This is a genomic window from Roseobacter sp. OBYS 0001 (assembly GCF_019654895.1).
Lineage (GTDB): Bacteria > Pseudomonadota > Alphaproteobacteria > Rhodobacterales > Rhodobacteraceae > Roseobacter > Roseobacter litoralis.
The window spans coordinates 95,620-109,609 of record NZ_BPES01000004.1 but is presented as its reverse complement, the minus strand read 5'-3'; the positions used below and the strand labels follow the sequence as shown (position 1 = coordinate 109,609).

Below are 13,990 nucleotides of genomic sequence, written 5' to 3'. Positions count from 1 at the left end.
ATTCGCCTTTGTTCATCGCGCCACACCGGGCGCACCTGTTACCGAGAGACGCGCAACAGCGCCCCAATTTCCGATTTCTGTGCAATTTCGGCCCGACCGAGCGCACAGTAGCCTTGTTTGTTCTGCTTGTAGCCAGCGGCCTTCATCTCATCCGCCGCCCGCGCCCGCAGTCGCTTTTTCTCCGTGTCCGACTCCAGATGCGCCTTGATCTCGGCCTCGGAGTATCCCAGTTCCCGCGCCTGATCTTCCAAAGCGCGCAAATAGCTTATCGCCTTGAAAAATCGCGCAGAAATATCGGGGCACTTTCGCCTGATCTCATTGGCCAGCCCTACGGTGTAAAGCGCGTCATCAATTTGCTGAACGTCCCGCAAGGGCGGGTTCGCAGCCACCGGAGCCGCAAGCCCCATCATGAATACCGCCATCATCATCGTTTTACGCATCCCACAACTCCAGTTGCCGTTACCAAGGAAAAAGGCAAAACGCCTTTGACAGGATAGATGCGCGTACCCCGCATTGATAAGCAATAACCGAGCGGGTTTTGGACTGATTGCAGGCCACAGGTCATATCTCGCGACACCTTCCTTGCAGCAAGAGTGTGTCATTTTCGATGGTCAGTGTCTCACTCTCATCGTCAGGTCCCACAACCCAGTCGACGTCCGAGCGGCCAAAGCTATTGACGCAATAGACTGTCGCCTCGTAGCGCGCAGCCTCACGTGCCCCCTCCAGAGAGGCCGAAACAGGTCTGACGGTTACGCTGAACTGCGCCCGGTCTGCCCCGCGTTCCGACTTGAGCCGCGCGTTGAAAAACTGGCCATCAAAACTGATCGCATCGTCATCCGGCCCGCAGGCGGTGAGCGTCAGTCCGATAATCATGAGGGCTGTGAAAATACGCATGTTACCTACTCTGCTGCAACCGGCGCACACCGGTTGTCTTTCCACTTACTTGCCTCGTTCAGATAGCGCCAGCCAAAGGCGTGATCACTGTCACCGTGGTTTTTGAGGTGTTCCAGCCGTTCCAATGCCTCATCCAGTGTTGGCTGATGCCCCACAGGAACCCACCACATCACGAAATGCATCTCACCGAGCACTTCGAACCATTCCTGACGGCGCGCGTAAAACTGTTTGTGGATGGTGCCCCAGACGAATTGTTCCAAGGTCTCAACGCTTTCCCAAACGGTCAGGTTGGAAACATAAAGCGGATCGCCCTCGATTTTGGCCTCGGTATTCCCGGTGCCCGGCTCTCCCGACCCTTCCATCATCCACACGAACCCCGGCATGCGCTTGCCCAGCCCGTTGATCCGGTCAAGGTTCTCCATGAATTCCGCCACGCGCGGATCGTCCGTAGGCGCCGCAAGGCGGCCGACGTTGAGTTCGGCGAGGTGCCGCTTCATGCTTGTTCCTCGGCTCTATTGAGAAGTTGCCCAATTGGACTGTCAAGTTGCATCTCTTTCTCAGCTGCAGCGCAGACCGTGTCTGCGCTCCGCCAGACGATCCCATTCGTCTGAGTATAAGCATAGAAGTCGTCCTGCATTTTCTTTTCGGGCAGGTCTCGCATGAATCTGTTGTATTGCACCCGCGAGACGTCGTCTTCGGTCAGCCTCACTGCCCAGTGGATGGCCAATACGGTTTCCGAACTAAAATCGTACTGAACACTTGGGCAACTGCGGCTAAGATTTGTTGCAATCACAGACTCCATATACATGGTATAAATGTATTCCGGCATGGGTATGGCAGGCTCGCTTAGATCGCCCAGACGTAAAGTCCCTGACACAAAGCTCTTTTGTCTCAACAACTTCAAATCTGAAGGACTCATCGCTTCAGTGCATCCAAAAACAAGAGACAGGACGGACAAATAGAACATGACGCGCCACATTTTGCTACTCCGCCGCCACAGCGCTCACACGCCCCGACCGTTTGTGCTTAATCCGATCCTCAATCTCATCGCGGAAATGCCGGATCAACCCTTGAATGGGCCAAGCCGCCGCATCGCCGAGCGCGCAGATCGTGTGGCCTTCGACCTGTTTGGTCACATCAAGGAGCATGTCGATCTCTTCGGGTTCTGCCTCGCCTGTCACCAGACGGTCCATCACGCGCATCATCCAGCCGGTGCCTTCGCGGCAGGGCGTGCATTGCCCGCAGCTTTCGTGCTTGTAGAACTTCGACAGCCGCCAGATCGCCTTGATCACATCCGTTGAGTTATCCATCACGATCACCGCCGCCGTGCCGAGGCCGGAGCGTTGTTCGCGCAGATAATCGAAATCCATGATCGCGTCTTTCATGTCTTTGCCAGGTATCATCGGCACGGAGGATCCACCGGGGATCACCGCCTTGAGGTTGCCCCAACCGCCACGGATGCCACCACAATGCGTCTCGATCAATTCCTCGAAACTGATCGACATCGCCTCTTCGACGACACAGGGGTTGTTCACGTGGCCCGAAATCGCGAACAGCTTGGTGCCCGCGTTGTTCGGACGCCCAAAGGAGGAAAACCACTCCGGTCCGCGCCGCAGGATCGTTGGAACAACAGCAATCGATTCCACGTTGTTTACCGTCGTCGGGCAGCCATAAAGCCCCGCCCCCGCAGGGAACGGCGGCTTCATCCGGGGCATGCCCTTTTTACCCTCAAGGCTTTCCAGCAGCGCGGTTTCCTCGCCGCAGATGTAGGCACCCGCCCCATGGTGCAGGTAGATGTCAAAATCCCAGCCGGAGCCTGCGGCGTTCTTGCCCACCAGCCCCGCATCGTAGGCCTCGTCAATCGCGGCCTGCAGCGCCTCTTTCTCGCGGATGTATTCGCCGCGAATGTAGATGTAACAGGCATGCGCATTCATCGCAAAACTGGCGATCAGGCACCCTTCAACCAGCGTATGCGGGTCGTGACGCATGATCTCGCGGTCCTTGCAGGTGCCCGGCTCGGATTCATCCGCATTGACCACCAGATAGGAGGGCCGCCCGTCGCTTTCCTTGGGCATGAAGGACCATTTGAGCCCCGTCGGGAAACCGGCCCCGCCACGCCCGCGCAGACCTGATGCCTTCATCTGATCCACGATCCAGTCGCGGCCCTTTTTGATGATGGCGTCCGTCCCGTCCCAATGGCCCCGCGCCTGCGCGCCCTTCAGCGTGCGGTCATGCATGCCGTAGATATTGGTAAAGATGCGATCCTGATCGTTAAGCATCCGCTTCCCCTTTTACCTGTCGTTCTGCGCAGCCTTGCGCGCACGTTTAATTTGCAATGAAACGATGAACGACCATGCCAAGGCAGCCAGCGCCAGAAAGTCCAGCAGAATGGCGTGCCGCGCGGTCAGCCCGAACTTGGGGGCGAGCCACAGCGACAATACCCACGCCACCATGGTGCCCACGATGACGAGGCTTACCATTCGCCCTTTTTTGGCCAAGGCACGGTCGCGCGCCTCGGCTGTCTGGTCTTGCGCACTCATGAAGCCTCCTAGCTCCGTCGTTCAGGGTCAGTCCTTGGCGTTGGCCAAAGCCTTGGCCTGTCCAACCCAATCGTCTCTTTCGATACGTCCTTTAAACCGCAGGCGTTCATCCACCCACGCGATGTCTTTCTTTTTGAACTGGGCAACCTGTTCAAAGTGCCAGACCCCCAGCTCATTCAGCGTCTGTTCCAGCTTGGGACCAACACCGGAGATCTTTTTCAGATCATCCGCGGTCCCTGTCGGTACATCCGACAGATACGCAGGCCGCCCATCAGGGGCTGCCGCTGCCTTGGGCGCGGCCTTTTTGGCAGGTGCTTTCTTGGGTGCTGCCTTTTTCTTGGGCGCCGGTGCGGGTGCCGCTTCTTTCTCGTACTTCCAATCACCCTTTCGCGCCGCAAGCTCTTCTTCTCCGGCAAGGCGTGCTGTGGGTTTTACCTGTGCCGCTGTCGGCGCTGGTGCAACGTTGATCGGCGCCGCTTTTGTGGCAGAGGCCTTGGCAGCAGGCGTCGGAGGGTTGATCTTGACTTCACCGGGTCTTGGCAACGGCCGGGTCATGACCCAGCTGACAAGCACGCCCACCACAAGAAACACGACAGCGCCCAGGAAAGCACCTTGTAAAAAGCTCCAGCCAAAGAGCACCCACGCCAATGTCCCCGCAAGCGTACCGCCCGCGAAAGCCACAAGCCAGCTCCCCAACACCATTCCAACCATTCCTTTATTGCTTTCCATGAAGGCCTCTCTTTCGGTTATTTACGCAATCACTTTTTATAAATACCGTCTTTTTCGGCGCGTTGGGAAAATTCTGTTTCTTTGCCCTCTGCAAGCAGCTTGGCCTGCGATACCCAGTCGTCCCGACTGACCCGTCCCTTGAAGCCGACAAAGCTCTCGTCCGCCCATGCGACCTCTTCCGAGGACCAGCTGGCAATCTGGTCAAAATGGAAGATACCGATGTCGTTCAGCATGGATTCAAGCTTGGGGCCCACGCCCTTGATCCGCTTGAGATCATCTCCACCGCCACTGCGCGCGGTCTTTAACAGGCCTGGCGGCACACCTTTGATTGGTGCGTCCCCTTTCGCTTGCGCAGGCGTGGTTTTTTTCTTTGCTTTTGGTTTGGGCGCGGCGTTTTCATTCGCACCTTGCCACGGTGTCGTCAGCGGCACCTCTGTGCCATCAATGCGTTTTACCGTGTCGCCCAGATCAACAGCCAATTGCACGGACGCGTTATACTGCGTCTTTCCGCTGTCATATTCTGTCAACGAAGTCAGTCCCTTAAGAGGCTCAGCGGCATAGCGACCGTTCTGTGGACCCGGCACAGGTACTTTCCCAGCCGCCAATTCATCAATGATCTCTCCCATCCGTGCTGCGGTCAGATCTTCGTAGTAATCCTTGCCAATCTGAGCCATCGGCGCGTTGGAACAGGAGCCAAGGCATTCGACTTCTTCCCACGAGAAATTGCCATCTTCCGAGAGTTGATGCGGCTCACGTGCGATCTTTTCCTGACAGACCGATATCAAGTCTTCGGCCCCGCAGATCATGCAGGACGTGGTGCCGCAGACCTGAATATGCGCAATCGCCCCCACGGGCTGCAGCTGGAACATGAAGTAGAAAGTCGCAACTTCCAGACCGCGAATATAGCTGAGGCCGAGCATGTCGGAAACATGTTCAATCGCAGGTTTAGAGAGCCACCCTTCCTGCTCCTGCGCACGCCACAAAAGCGGAATAATCGCCGAGGCCTGACGCCCTTCGGGGTATTTCGTGATCTGCCCTTCGGCCCACGCCTGATTCTCTGTCGTGAAGGCGAAGGTTTCGGGTTGGTCGGGATGTAGTCTACGCAGCATTAGAAATATCCGTTAAATCAGATTGGGTTGCGCCAGCGGTGCGTAAGCAAAAACGCATGCAGCGCCTTTGAAACTAAAGGCCTCACTTTGTGAGAAAGCACTCACCGGTCGATCTCCCCGAACACCACGTCCATGGTGCCGATGATCGCCGCCACGTCCGCCAACTGGTGGCCGCGCGACATGTGGTCCATCGCCTGCAGGTGCAGGAACCCGGGCGCGCGGATTTTGGCGCGGTAGGGTTTATTGGTGCCATCGGCCACGAGGTAGACGCCAAACTCGCCCTTGGGGGCCTCGACACAGGCATAGACCTCGCCCGCAGGCACGTGGAACCCTTCGGTATAAAGCTTGAAGTGGTGGATCAGGCTTTCCATCGACGTCTTCATATCGGAACGGGATGGCGGTGTGATCTTGCCGCGGGCCAGAACGTCGCCCTGCCCCTCGGGTGCGCGCAGTTTTTCAACCGCCTGATGGATGATCAGCAACGACTGACGCATCTCTTCCATACGGCAGAGGTAGCGATCATAGCAGTCGCCGTTTTTGCCCACGGGTATCTGGAAATCGAATTCGTCATAGCATTCATAGGGCTGCGCACGGCGTAAATCCCATGCCAGACCGGACCCGCGCACCATGACACCTGAAAAGCCATATTCAAGAATATCTTCTTCGGTCACGACACCGATGTCGGCATTGCGCTGTTTGAAGATCCGGTTTTCCGTCAGCAAGCCATCGATGTCGGCGATGACACGCGGGAACTCATGCGCCCATGTTTCAATGTCGTCGACCAACTCCGGCGGGAGATCCTGATGCACCCCACCGGGGCGGAAATAGGCTGCGTGCAGACGCGCGCCACTGGCCCGCTCATAAAACACCATCAGCTTCTCGCGCTCTTCAAAGCCCCAAAGCGGCGGGGTCAGCGCGCCCACATCCATCGCCTGCGTGGTGATGTTCAGGATATGGTTCAGAATGCGGCCGATTTCGCAGAACAACACGCGGATCAGGGACGCGCGGCGCGGCACCTCGACACCTGTGAGCTTTTCGATGGCAAGACACCATGCGTGCTCTTGGTTCATCGGTGCCACATAGTCCAGCCGGTCGAAATATGGCAGGTTCTGCAGATACGTGCGGCTTTCCATCAGCTTTTCGGTGCCCCGGTGCAGCAAGCCGATGTGCGGATCGCATCGCTCCACGATCTCACCGTCCAGCTCCAGCACAAGCCGCAACACGCCATGTGCCGCCGGGTGCTGCGGGCCAAAGTTGATGTTGAAGTTACGGATTTTCTGCTCGCCTGTGAGAGCGTCGTCAAAGCCTTTGGTGCCGTCCATCAGGAAAGCCCTCCATTTCGTGCGTAATTCCGACCTTTGTCATTACGCAAGTTCAGCGTTAGCCATTGAAAGTTCAATGCAAGTTGGTGCGGATTTGGAGATTCGAACCCCACAGCATTTCTAAAAAAAGGCACCGAGGCCAAACCCAGTCCAGCAGCTGCGATAAATGTATTGATGATCTCAAACCACATCACCGCTTCTCCAGCTCTTGCAGCTTCAGGCCCATCCACCACAGAAGGGCAATCGTACCCAGCGGGATCAGGCAGGCCGCGGCCCAGTATTTGTTGATGCCAAAAAACGGCAGCAGCTTGATCATCGGAATGGCCGTTGCCGCCGACAGGATCAGCCACCAGATGCCACCCATTACTTGGCCTCCTGCTTTTCATCTCCCGGCAGGATGTATTCTGCACCCTCCCAAGGCGACATGAAGTCGAACTGGCGGTATTCTTGCACAAGGCTGACGGGCTCATAAACCACGCGCTTTTGCGCCTCATCATAGCGCACTTCGGTATATCCCGTCGTCGGGAAGTCCTTGCGCAGCGGATGCCCGCGAAACCCGTAATCCGTGAGGATGCGGCGCAGATCCGGATGGCCGCTGAACAGGATGCCGAACATGTCAAAAACTTCGCGCTCAAACCAGTTCGCTGATGGATGCACGGATATAACCGACGGCATCATCTGATCATCGCGGATACTCACCCGCAGCCGAACACGGTGGTTTTGATACATCGACAGCAAGTGATAAACGACATCGTAGCGCTTGGCGCGCCCGGTATAATCCACTGCTGTGATATCGACCAAGCTCGAAAAACGACATGTGGCGTCCGTCTTGAGAAACTCAACAAGTCCCACGATATTGGACGGCGTCACATCAACGTTCAATTCACCATGCGTAACATCCCATGCCAAGACGCAGTCCGTGCGTTTTGTCGCGATGTAGTTTCCCAATTCCTGCAAAGGCTCTGACATCGGTATCCTCTTTCGTTCCCCAGATCGCACCGCTCCGATTTTTACCGGACGATGGTCCCGGTCCGTCGTATTTTACGCTGGAGTTGCATTATACCATAAAGCAGCGCCTCGGCCGTTGGCGGGCAGCCTGGCACGTAGATATCGACCGGCACAATGCGGTCACAGCCCCGCACGACGCTATAGGAATAGTGGTAATATCCCCCACCATTCGCGCAGGACCCCATCGAAATCACATACCTTGGTTCCGGCATCTGATCGTATACTTTGCGCAGCGCGGGTGCCATTTTATTGGTCAGTGTTCCCGCGACGATCATCAGGTCGGACTGGCGTGGACTGGCGCGAGGTGCCGTACCAAACCGTTCCATGTCATAGCGCGGCATAGCCGTGTGCATCATCTCGACCGCGCAACAGGCAAGACCGAAGGTCATCCAGTGCAGCGACCCGGTCCGCGCCCAGTTGATAATGTCTTCTGTAGAGGTCAGCAGAAAACCCTTGTCCTGCAGCTCACGGTTCAGCTCTTGCGTTGCGACCTCACGGTCGGCGCCAGCCACGTTCACATTCGTTGCCACACTCATCCTGATAGACCTCCGAACTCATTCATAAAGCTTCGCACGACGGGGAATATCCGCAGTTGGCAAAGCCATACCCCAGCGCGTTTACAAGATCAACGCGACAGCATGGCTCAGTCATGAATAACCTCTCAAAAATACGATGTTTTTTCGCGTGCCCTGTTTGATGGGCAAAAGTCTGATGCAAAGCTGCACATCGATACGTGTCATTTTCGCTAAATGGACGCGCATCCGCGATAGATTCCAGCCAAAAACGGTTTTCTCTGCGCGGTCTGAACCTACAGGGTCGACGATGGTATATAGCCCTACCCGCCTTGGACGGTTACTGCCACTCAAGCGCGCCTTTTTTCCATTCATAGGCGAAGCCAATCGTCAGGACGCCCAGAAAGACCATCATAGACCAGAACCCCACCATGCTGATGTCCTTGAACGCCACGGCCCATGGAAACAGGAAGGCAATTTCGAGGTCAAAGATGATGAAAAGGATCGACACGAGGTAGAACCGCACATCGAACTTCATGCGTGCATCATCAAAAGCGTTGAAGCCGCATTCATAGGCGGACACTTTTTCGGGGTCCGGATTGCGTACCGCCAACACAACAGCAGCGAGGATCAGCACAAGACCAAGACCGATGGCAACCGCCAGAAACACGAGAATCGGCAAGTATTCGCGTAACATGTCGTCCAAGGTGTTGATCCTTTCTTGGTCTTCTGCGGTGTCTGTGTACGCGCAGTATATGGGTTGGTCAACACACGCGAAACGCCCCGCGCCGCTTTTGGAACAGGCTGCACCCATTTGCCGCATCGCACGGGGATGAGCATGTATCCGCCGTTCCATTTGAAATCACAAACGAGTGATCCAACTATCTGTTCAGGTTGGTGCGTCACAACGCGCGCACAACCTGAATACACACCAGTGTCGCACGCGCAGCGCACCCAAAGACAAGGAAAACACCATGAACAGACGCTCCACTCTCAAAGCGGCCCTTGCCGTTACCGCCCTGACCACCATCTCTGCCTGTGCAACACTGACAGGTGGCGATGACATCGTCGATGTCGCGGCATCCAACGGCAACTTTAACACGCTGGTCGCTGCGGTTCAGGCAGCTGGCCTTGAGGATACACTGCGCAGCGAAGGTCCGTTCACTGTTTTCGCACCAACCGATGCAGCCTTTGCAGCCCTGCCCGCTGGGACCGTTGAGGACCTGCTGCTGCCGGAAAACAAAGACAAACTGGTCGGAATTCTGACATACCATGTGATCCCCGGCGCTGTGATGGCTGCCGACGTGAGTGGCGCAAGCACGGATGTGGCAACCGTTAACGGCGCGTTGTTGACCGTTGACGGAACCGGCGATGGTGTTGTTGTCGGCGGCGCAAATGTGACCGCGGCGGACATCAAAGCGTCAAACGGTGTGATCCATGTGATCGACAAAGTGCTGCTGCCCTGATCGCGGCACTGGAACAGACCGCAGGTTTACCCCTGCGGTCTTGATCTTGTTTTCAAACAGCCCGCAGGTCTGTCACTGCACCCAAGAGGCTTTGCGCTTATCAAAGAAAGCCGCGATACCTTCAGCGGCTTCCGCCCCTTCCCACTGATCGGCCAAGGCTTCAATCGAGTGTTCAATCTGTTCCGGGGACACCGCAGCGCCCAATTCCCGTGCCAGCTTTTTGGCCGCCGCCACGGCACCGGGCGCGCAAGACAGATAGGGCGTGACTTCCTCTTCAACCGCTTGGGCAAAGGCGGCTTGCGGCACGACGCGCGCCAAAATGCCCAAAGATACAGCCTCCGCTGCGTCAAAGATACGGCCAGACATAAAGACACGCCGCGCACAGCCCTCGCCCATCCGTCCGATCACATAGGGTCCGATGGTGGCAGGGATCAGGCCCAGGCGCGTTTCCGTCAGCCCCAGCTTGATCGTGTCGACCCCGACCGCGACGTCACACACGCAAGCCAGCCCAACGCCACCGCCAAAGGCATTCCCCTGCAGCGCCCCGATCAGTGGTTTGGGCAGGCTGTTGAGCGCATCCAGCATAATCGCCAGCTTGCGCGCCTCTTCATTGCGGGTGGCGCGGTCCATCGTCATCTGGTCGCGCATCCACCCCAGATCACCACCCGCGCAAAAACTCTTGCCTGCTCCGGTCAAGACAACGACCCGGACATCGCTGTCTGACGCGAGCCGTTTTGCGGCAGATGTCAGTTCCTCCAGCATCTGCCCGGACATCGCATTGTGCTTTTCCGGACGGTTGAGGCTCAGGGTGGCGACGCCGCGCGCATCTGTATCAACCGCAATGGTATCAAACACTGGACCGACCTAATGCGCGGGTTCAGGCTGCGTGCGCATGGCTTGAGCCAAAGCCGCAGCCTCCGCGATCACTTCGGGATCAAGACCGGTTTCATACCCCAGAGCCGCGAGATGGCGTGCCAGAGTTTCAGTCGCCACATTCCCGGAGGCTCCCGGCGCGAAGGGGCATCCGCCCAAACCGCCCACAGCGGCATCAAAGACGCGCACCCCAAGGCTGAGAGAGGCGTCGATGTTCTCGATCGCGCGGCCATTTGTGTCATGAAAATGCCCGGCCAGCCGACCGACCGGCACCACATCACGCACCGCAAGCAACATGCGCGCAACACTGTCCGGCGTGCCTGCGCCGATTGTGTCGCCAAGGCTGACCTCATAACAGCCCATCGCAAACAGCTTGTCCGCCACCTCAGCCACCTGCGCCGGAGCCACGGCCCCGTCATAAGGGCACGCCACCACGCAGGACACATAGCCGCGCACGGGCAGATCAATGTGACGCGCCTCTTCTAGGATGGGCGCAAAACGCTCAAGACTTTCGGCAATGCTGGCGTTGATGTTGGCTTTGGAAAACCCCTCGGAGGCTGAGGCAAAAATCGCGATTTCATCTGCCCCGGCGCGGCAGGCGTCCTTGTATCCCTGCATGTTTGGCGCAAGTGCCGCGTAACGCACCCCCGCCGCCCTTGAGATACCGGCCAGCACCTCGCCAGACCCTGCCATCTGCGGCACCAGCTTGGGGGAGACAAAGCTTGCAATTTCGATCCGGTTGAACCCCGCGCGGCTCAGGCAGTCGATGAGCGCGATTTTATCGCGTACTGGTATCTCGCGTTTTTCGTTTTGCAACCCGTCGCGCGGGCCCACTTCGTATATCTCACAGTTTCCCAAACTCATCCCTGACGCTCCTGTTAAGGGTTTTGCCTCACTCTAGCGGCCAAGGCGCATAAAAGTCTTGCGAATAAATACCGCCGCCATTTGGCAACGCCGCCTCGAAGCTGTCGCGCGCCGTGATCCGTTCGTACCACGCATGCAGCGCGGGGTAGCCCTCCAAACGCACAAAATGCGACGCCATATAGACCGCCTGCCCCACTGAAATGTCTGCAGCGGAAAAACCAGAGGTCAACAAATAGTCGCGGCTTTCGATGGGCGTCGACAGGCGTGCCTCAATGGCCTCAAAGCACTTGCCAATGCGCGCGGCCTCCAGTTTCATCACGATCGGGCTACGCATGTGGTCCTCATAAAGCATCACATGCTGCTGCGTCAGCGCCACGACATGCTGGCTGAGCGTTTCCGCAAAATGCAGCCAGACAAGCCATGACATCCGGTCCGGGCTTGCGGTGCTGCGCCCCAGCCGGTCCGGGCTGTAGCGTTCGCACAGGTATTCCGTAATCGCCCCGGTTTCGAACATGCGTTCGCCATCCACCTCAAGGGCGGGCACGCGTCCTGCGGGCGACAGGCTCAAGAACTCAGGGCTGCGCAGACTGCGATCGAACGGATAGCTGCGCAGCTGAAATGGGATCTCAAGTTCGTTCAGCAGCCACAGCGTGCGCATGGACCGCGTCTGGGGGCAGTGATGCAGCGTGATCATGCCTGCTCCTCCTCAAGTCGGATGAGGGCAGCACCCGCGCTGACCTGATCACCTTCCTGCGCCAGCACTTCGGCGATGATGCCGTCGCGCGCAGCCAGCAGCGCGTGCTCCATCTTCATCGCTTCCAGCACGGCCAGCCGATCCCCCCGTGCAACGGTCTGTCCCGGCACCGCCGCCAACATCTTTACCAGACCCGGCATTGGCGCTTCGATCAGATTACCGCTGCCGCTTTCGGTCGCGCCCGCCAGCAACGGATCATGGATGTCAAAAACCAGACCGTAGTGATCAAAAACCGTGACCTGCCCTGCAGACATGTGACAGAGCGGCAGGGGTGCGCCATCAATCGACCACTGGCCCGCATGTCGCGTCGCGGTGACGCTTTGGTCGCCGTGGGTCCAGCGCTGGCTGTGCTGATCCAGCACCTCAACGGACAGCAGATGTTCCTGATCCTGCCAGCCCAGCCGCACCTGATGCGCAAACTGCACCCAGAGGGCAAAGCCTGCCATCGCAGCCGGTTTGTCCAACCCCGCAACCTGCATCGCCGCCGCCACCATATGAACGATCTGTGGGTCGGCAGCAGGTGTGAGTGTCGCAAAATCACGCTCGATCAGGCCCGTGTCGAATGCCCCTGCGGCGAACCCCTCATGGGCCGCCAATGCGCCCAGAAATTCCAGATTGGTCACGCTGCCCGCCACCTGAGTGTCTTTTAATGCCCGACGCAACCGCGCCAGCGCAATGGCGCGGGTGGGGCCAGCGACGATCAGCTTGGCAATCATCGGGTCGTAATAGGGGCTGATCGCGTCGCCTGCGCGCACCCCGCTGTCTGCCCGCGCAATCGCCGGAAAAACCAGATGATGCAGCGTTCCGGTGGCAGGCAGGAACCCGGCGCGCACATCTTCGGCATAAAGACGCGCCTCGAAGGCATGTCCGGTGATTGCCAAACCATCCTGATCGCAGGGCAAGGGTTCCCCCGCCGCCACGCGCAATTGCCATTCGACCAGATCCACGCCCGTGATGGCCTCGGTGACGGGGTGTTCGACCTGCAGGCGGGTGTTCATCTCCATAAAATAAAAACCATCGGGGCGCAGATCGCCCGTGCCGTCAACGATGAACTCCACCGTTCCGGCCCCTTTGTAGCCGATTGCTTTGGCGGCGCGCACGGCGGCGCGACCCATGGCCTCTCTGACCTCCGGGGTCATGCCGGGTGCGGGGGCTTCTTCGATCACTTTCTGATGGCGGCGCTGCAACGAACAGTCCCGTTCAAACAGGTGCACGACATCAGTGCCATCGCCGAAAACCTGCACCTCGATATGGCGCGGCTGCGGAATGAACTTTTCGATCAGAACATCAGAATTGCCGAATGCAGCCTGTGCCTCGGAACGCGCTGCCGCCAGTGCTTCGGTAAATTCTGACGCGGCGCTGACCAGACGCATGCCTTTGCCGCCGCCCCCTGCAACGGCTTTGATCAAGACCGGATAGCCGATCTTATCAGCCTGCTGCTGCAACTGTGCGTCCGCCTGATCCGCGCCGTGATACCCCGGCACGACGGGCACACCCGCTTCAATCATCAGGGCCTTGGCCGCGTCCTTGAGGCCCATCGCCCGGATCGCCTGCGCCGAAGGGCCGATAAATACCAAGCCTGCCGCGTCGACCTGTTCGACAAACTCGGGGTTTTCGCTCAGAAACCCATAGCCGGGGTGGATCGCCTCTGCACCGGTGGCGCGGGCGGCTGCGATAATGGCATCGGCGCGCAGGTAACTGTCGGCAGGTGCGGGACCGCCGATCCGCACTGCAGCATCCGCCATTGCCACGTGTTTTGCGCCTGCATCCACGTCCGAATACACGGCGATGCAGCGCACCCCAAGGGCCTGCGCCGTCTCGATCACCCGGCAGGCAATTTCACCCCGATTGGCCACCAAAATGCAGTTAAACACATCGTCCCTTTCTATCTGCCGCATCCGGACCGCGCACCACCGAGC

General features: G+C 58.2%; 18 protein-coding genes. 1 reads left to right on the top strand and 17 read right to left on the bottom strand.

The annotated features are described in order from the left end of the window. Positions 1–38: 38 nt before the first annotated feature. The 13 genes from K5Q35_RS10440 to K5Q35_RS10380 all read right to left on the bottom strand — a co-directional run bounded on the left by K5Q35_RS10440 (position 39) and on the right by K5Q35_RS10380 (position 8,820). A complete protein-coding gene (locus K5Q35_RS10440) occupies positions 39–440 on the bottom strand; it encodes a DUF5333 domain-containing protein (protein ID WP_220799530.1) in 402 nt (133 codons plus the stop codon). A gap of 121 nt (positions 441–561) precedes the next feature. Further along, complete coding sequence (locus K5Q35_RS10435; RefSeq protein ID WP_013962388.1) at positions 562–894, bottom strand: hypothetical protein; 333 nt, start codon at positions 892–894, stop codon at positions 562–564. A gap of 5 nt (positions 895–899) precedes the next feature. Then, complete coding sequence (locus K5Q35_RS10430) at positions 900–1,391, bottom strand: DUF3291 domain-containing protein (protein WP_220799529.1); 492 nt, start codon at positions 1,389–1,391, stop codon at positions 900–902. Continuing rightward, positions 1,388–1,873, bottom strand: coding sequence for a DUF5333 family protein (locus tag K5Q35_RS10425; RefSeq protein ID WP_220799528.1), 486 nt, complete (start codon positions 1,871–1,873; stop codon positions 1,388–1,390). The genes K5Q35_RS10430 and K5Q35_RS10425 overlap by 4 nt, the downstream gene beginning before the upstream one ends. Before the next feature lie 4 nt (positions 1,874–1,877). After that, positions 1,878–3,173: an NADH-quinone oxidoreductase subunit NuoF gene (nuoF, locus tag K5Q35_RS10420; protein WP_220799527.1), complete on the bottom strand. Its 1,296-nt coding sequence runs from the start codon at positions 3,171–3,173 to the stop codon at positions 1,878–1,880. Between the two features lie 12 nt (positions 3,174–3,185). Beyond that, positions 3,186–3,434, bottom strand: a complete 249-nt coding sequence (locus K5Q35_RS10415; RefSeq protein ID WP_013962391.1) for a DUF5337 domain-containing protein — start codon at positions 3,432–3,434, stop codon at positions 3,186–3,188. A 27-nt stretch (positions 3,435–3,461) separates the two neighbouring features. Further along, the gene (locus K5Q35_RS10410; RefSeq protein ID WP_220799526.1) at positions 3,462–4,163 is read right to left on the bottom strand and encodes a hypothetical protein; all 702 of its coding nucleotides are present in this window, start codon (positions 4,161–4,163) and stop codon (positions 3,462–3,464) included. Positions 4,164–4,192: 29 nt separating this feature from the next. Next, on the bottom strand, positions 4,193–5,272 hold the full coding sequence (gene nuoE / locus K5Q35_RS10405) for an NADH-quinone oxidoreductase subunit NuoE (protein WP_220799525.1): 1,080 nt from the start codon (positions 5,270–5,272) through the stop codon (positions 4,193–4,195). A gap of 101 nt (positions 5,273–5,373) precedes the next feature. Continuing rightward, on the bottom strand, positions 5,374–6,594 hold the full coding sequence (locus K5Q35_RS10400; protein WP_013962394.1) for an NADH-quinone oxidoreductase subunit D: 1,221 nt from the start codon (positions 6,592–6,594) through the stop codon (positions 5,374–5,376). 190 nt (positions 6,595–6,784) lie between these two features. Next, the gene (locus K5Q35_RS10395) at positions 6,785–6,958 is read right to left on the bottom strand and encodes a hypothetical protein (RefSeq protein ID WP_013962395.1); all 174 of its coding nucleotides are present in this window, start codon (positions 6,956–6,958) and stop codon (positions 6,785–6,787) included. After that, on the bottom strand, positions 6,958–7,563 hold the full coding sequence (locus K5Q35_RS10390; RefSeq protein ID WP_013962396.1) for an NADH-quinone oxidoreductase subunit C: 606 nt from the start codon (positions 7,561–7,563) through the stop codon (positions 6,958–6,960). Before K5Q35_RS10390 ends, K5Q35_RS10395 begins: the two co-directional genes overlap by 1 nt. 41 nt (positions 7,564–7,604) lie before the next feature. Next, positions 7,605–8,138 carry an NADH-quinone oxidoreductase subunit B family protein gene (locus tag K5Q35_RS10385; protein ID WP_013962397.1) on the bottom strand — a complete coding sequence of 178 codons (534 nt, stop codon included), beginning with the start codon at positions 8,136–8,138 and terminating at the stop codon, positions 7,605–7,607. Between the two features lie 316 nt (positions 8,139–8,454). Further along, positions 8,455–8,820: an NADH-quinone oxidoreductase subunit A gene (locus tag K5Q35_RS10380; protein WP_013962398.1), complete on the bottom strand. Its 366-nt coding sequence runs from the start codon at positions 8,818–8,820 to the stop codon at positions 8,455–8,457. A gap of 268 nt (positions 8,821–9,088) precedes the next feature. Here K5Q35_RS10380 and K5Q35_RS10375 point away from each other — a divergent pair, with 268 nt between their 5' ends. After that, positions 9,089–9,580 carry a fasciclin domain-containing protein gene (locus K5Q35_RS10375; RefSeq protein WP_220799524.1) on the top strand — a complete coding sequence of 164 codons (492 nt, stop codon included), beginning with the start codon at positions 9,089–9,091 and terminating at the stop codon, positions 9,578–9,580. A gap of 72 nt (positions 9,581–9,652) precedes the next feature. Here K5Q35_RS10375 and K5Q35_RS10370 read toward each other — a convergent pair whose 3' ends face one another. Genes K5Q35_RS10370 through K5Q35_RS10355 form a run of 4 tightly spaced genes read right to left on the bottom strand, consistent with a single transcriptional unit; the run spans position 9,653 to position 13,945 of the window. After that, complete coding sequence (locus K5Q35_RS10370; RefSeq protein ID WP_220799523.1) at positions 9,653–10,435, bottom strand: crotonase/enoyl-CoA hydratase family protein; 783 nt, start codon at positions 10,433–10,435, stop codon at positions 9,653–9,655. 9 nt (positions 10,436–10,444) lie between these two features. After that, positions 10,445–11,317: a hydroxymethylglutaryl-CoA lyase gene (locus K5Q35_RS10365; protein WP_013962401.1), complete on the bottom strand. Its 873-nt coding sequence runs from the start codon at positions 11,315–11,317 to the stop codon at positions 10,445–10,447. 28 nt (positions 11,318–11,345) lie between these two features. Then, the gene (locus K5Q35_RS10360; protein WP_220799522.1) at positions 11,346–12,011 is read right to left on the bottom strand and encodes a glutathione S-transferase family protein; all 666 of its coding nucleotides are present in this window, start codon (positions 12,009–12,011) and stop codon (positions 11,346–11,348) included. Further along, positions 12,008–13,945 (bottom strand): biotin carboxylase N-terminal domain-containing protein, encoded by a 1,938-nt coding sequence (locus K5Q35_RS10355; RefSeq protein WP_308443346.1) that lies wholly within the window; start codon positions 13,943–13,945, stop codon positions 12,008–12,010. Before K5Q35_RS10355 ends, K5Q35_RS10360 begins: the two co-directional genes overlap by 4 nt. Positions 13,946–13,990: the final 45 nt, after the last annotated feature.

Coding starts and splice junctions, on each gene's coding strand:
- K5Q35_RS10440 (WP_220799530.1), bottom strand. CDS start 440: ATGCGTAAAACGATGATGATGGCGGTATTCATGATGGGGCTTGCGGCT.
- K5Q35_RS10435 (WP_013962388.1), bottom strand. CDS start 894: ATGCGTATTTTCACAGCCCTCATGATTATCGGACTGACGCTCACCGCC.
- K5Q35_RS10430 (WP_220799529.1), bottom strand. CDS start 1,391: ATGAAGCGGCACCTCGCCGAACTCAACGTCGGCCGCCTTGCGGCGCCT.
- K5Q35_RS10425 (WP_220799528.1), bottom strand. CDS start 1,873: ATGTGGCGCGTCATGTTCTATTTGTCCGTCCTGTCTCTTGTTTTTGGA.
- nuoF (WP_220799527.1), bottom strand. CDS start 3,173: ATGCTTAACGATCAGGATCGCATCTTTACCAATATCTACGGCATGCAT.
- K5Q35_RS10415 (WP_013962391.1), bottom strand. CDS start 3,434: ATGAGTGCGCAAGACCAGACAGCCGAGGCGCGCGACCGTGCCTTGGCC.
- K5Q35_RS10410 (WP_220799526.1), bottom strand. CDS start 4,163: ATGGAAAGCAATAAAGGAATGGTTGGAATGGTGTTGGGGAGCTGGCTT.
- nuoE (WP_220799525.1), bottom strand. CDS start 5,272: ATGCTGCGTAGACTACATCCCGACCAACCCGAAACCTTCGCCTTCACG.
- K5Q35_RS10400 (WP_013962394.1), bottom strand. CDS start 6,594: ATGGACGGCACCAAAGGCTTTGACGACGCTCTCACAGGCGAGCAGAAA.
- K5Q35_RS10395 (WP_013962395.1), bottom strand. CDS start 6,958: ATGGGTGGCATCTGGTGGCTGATCCTGTCGGCGGCAACGGCCATTCCG.
- K5Q35_RS10390 (WP_013962396.1), bottom strand. CDS start 7,563: ATGTCAGAGCCTTTGCAGGAATTGGGAAACTACATCGCGACAAAACGC.
- K5Q35_RS10385 (WP_013962397.1), bottom strand. CDS start 8,138: ATGAGTGTGGCAACGAATGTGAACGTGGCTGGCGCCGACCGTGAGGTC.
- K5Q35_RS10375 (WP_220799524.1), top strand. CDS start 9,089: ATGAACAGACGCTCCACTCTCAAAGCGGCCCTTGCCGTTACCGCCCTG.
- K5Q35_RS10365 (WP_013962401.1), bottom strand. CDS start 11,317: ATGAGTTTGGGAAACTGTGAGATATACGAAGTGGGCCCGCGCGACGGG.
- K5Q35_RS10360 (WP_220799522.1), bottom strand. CDS start 12,011: ATGATCACGCTGCATCACTGCCCCCAGACGCGGTCCATGCGCACGCTG.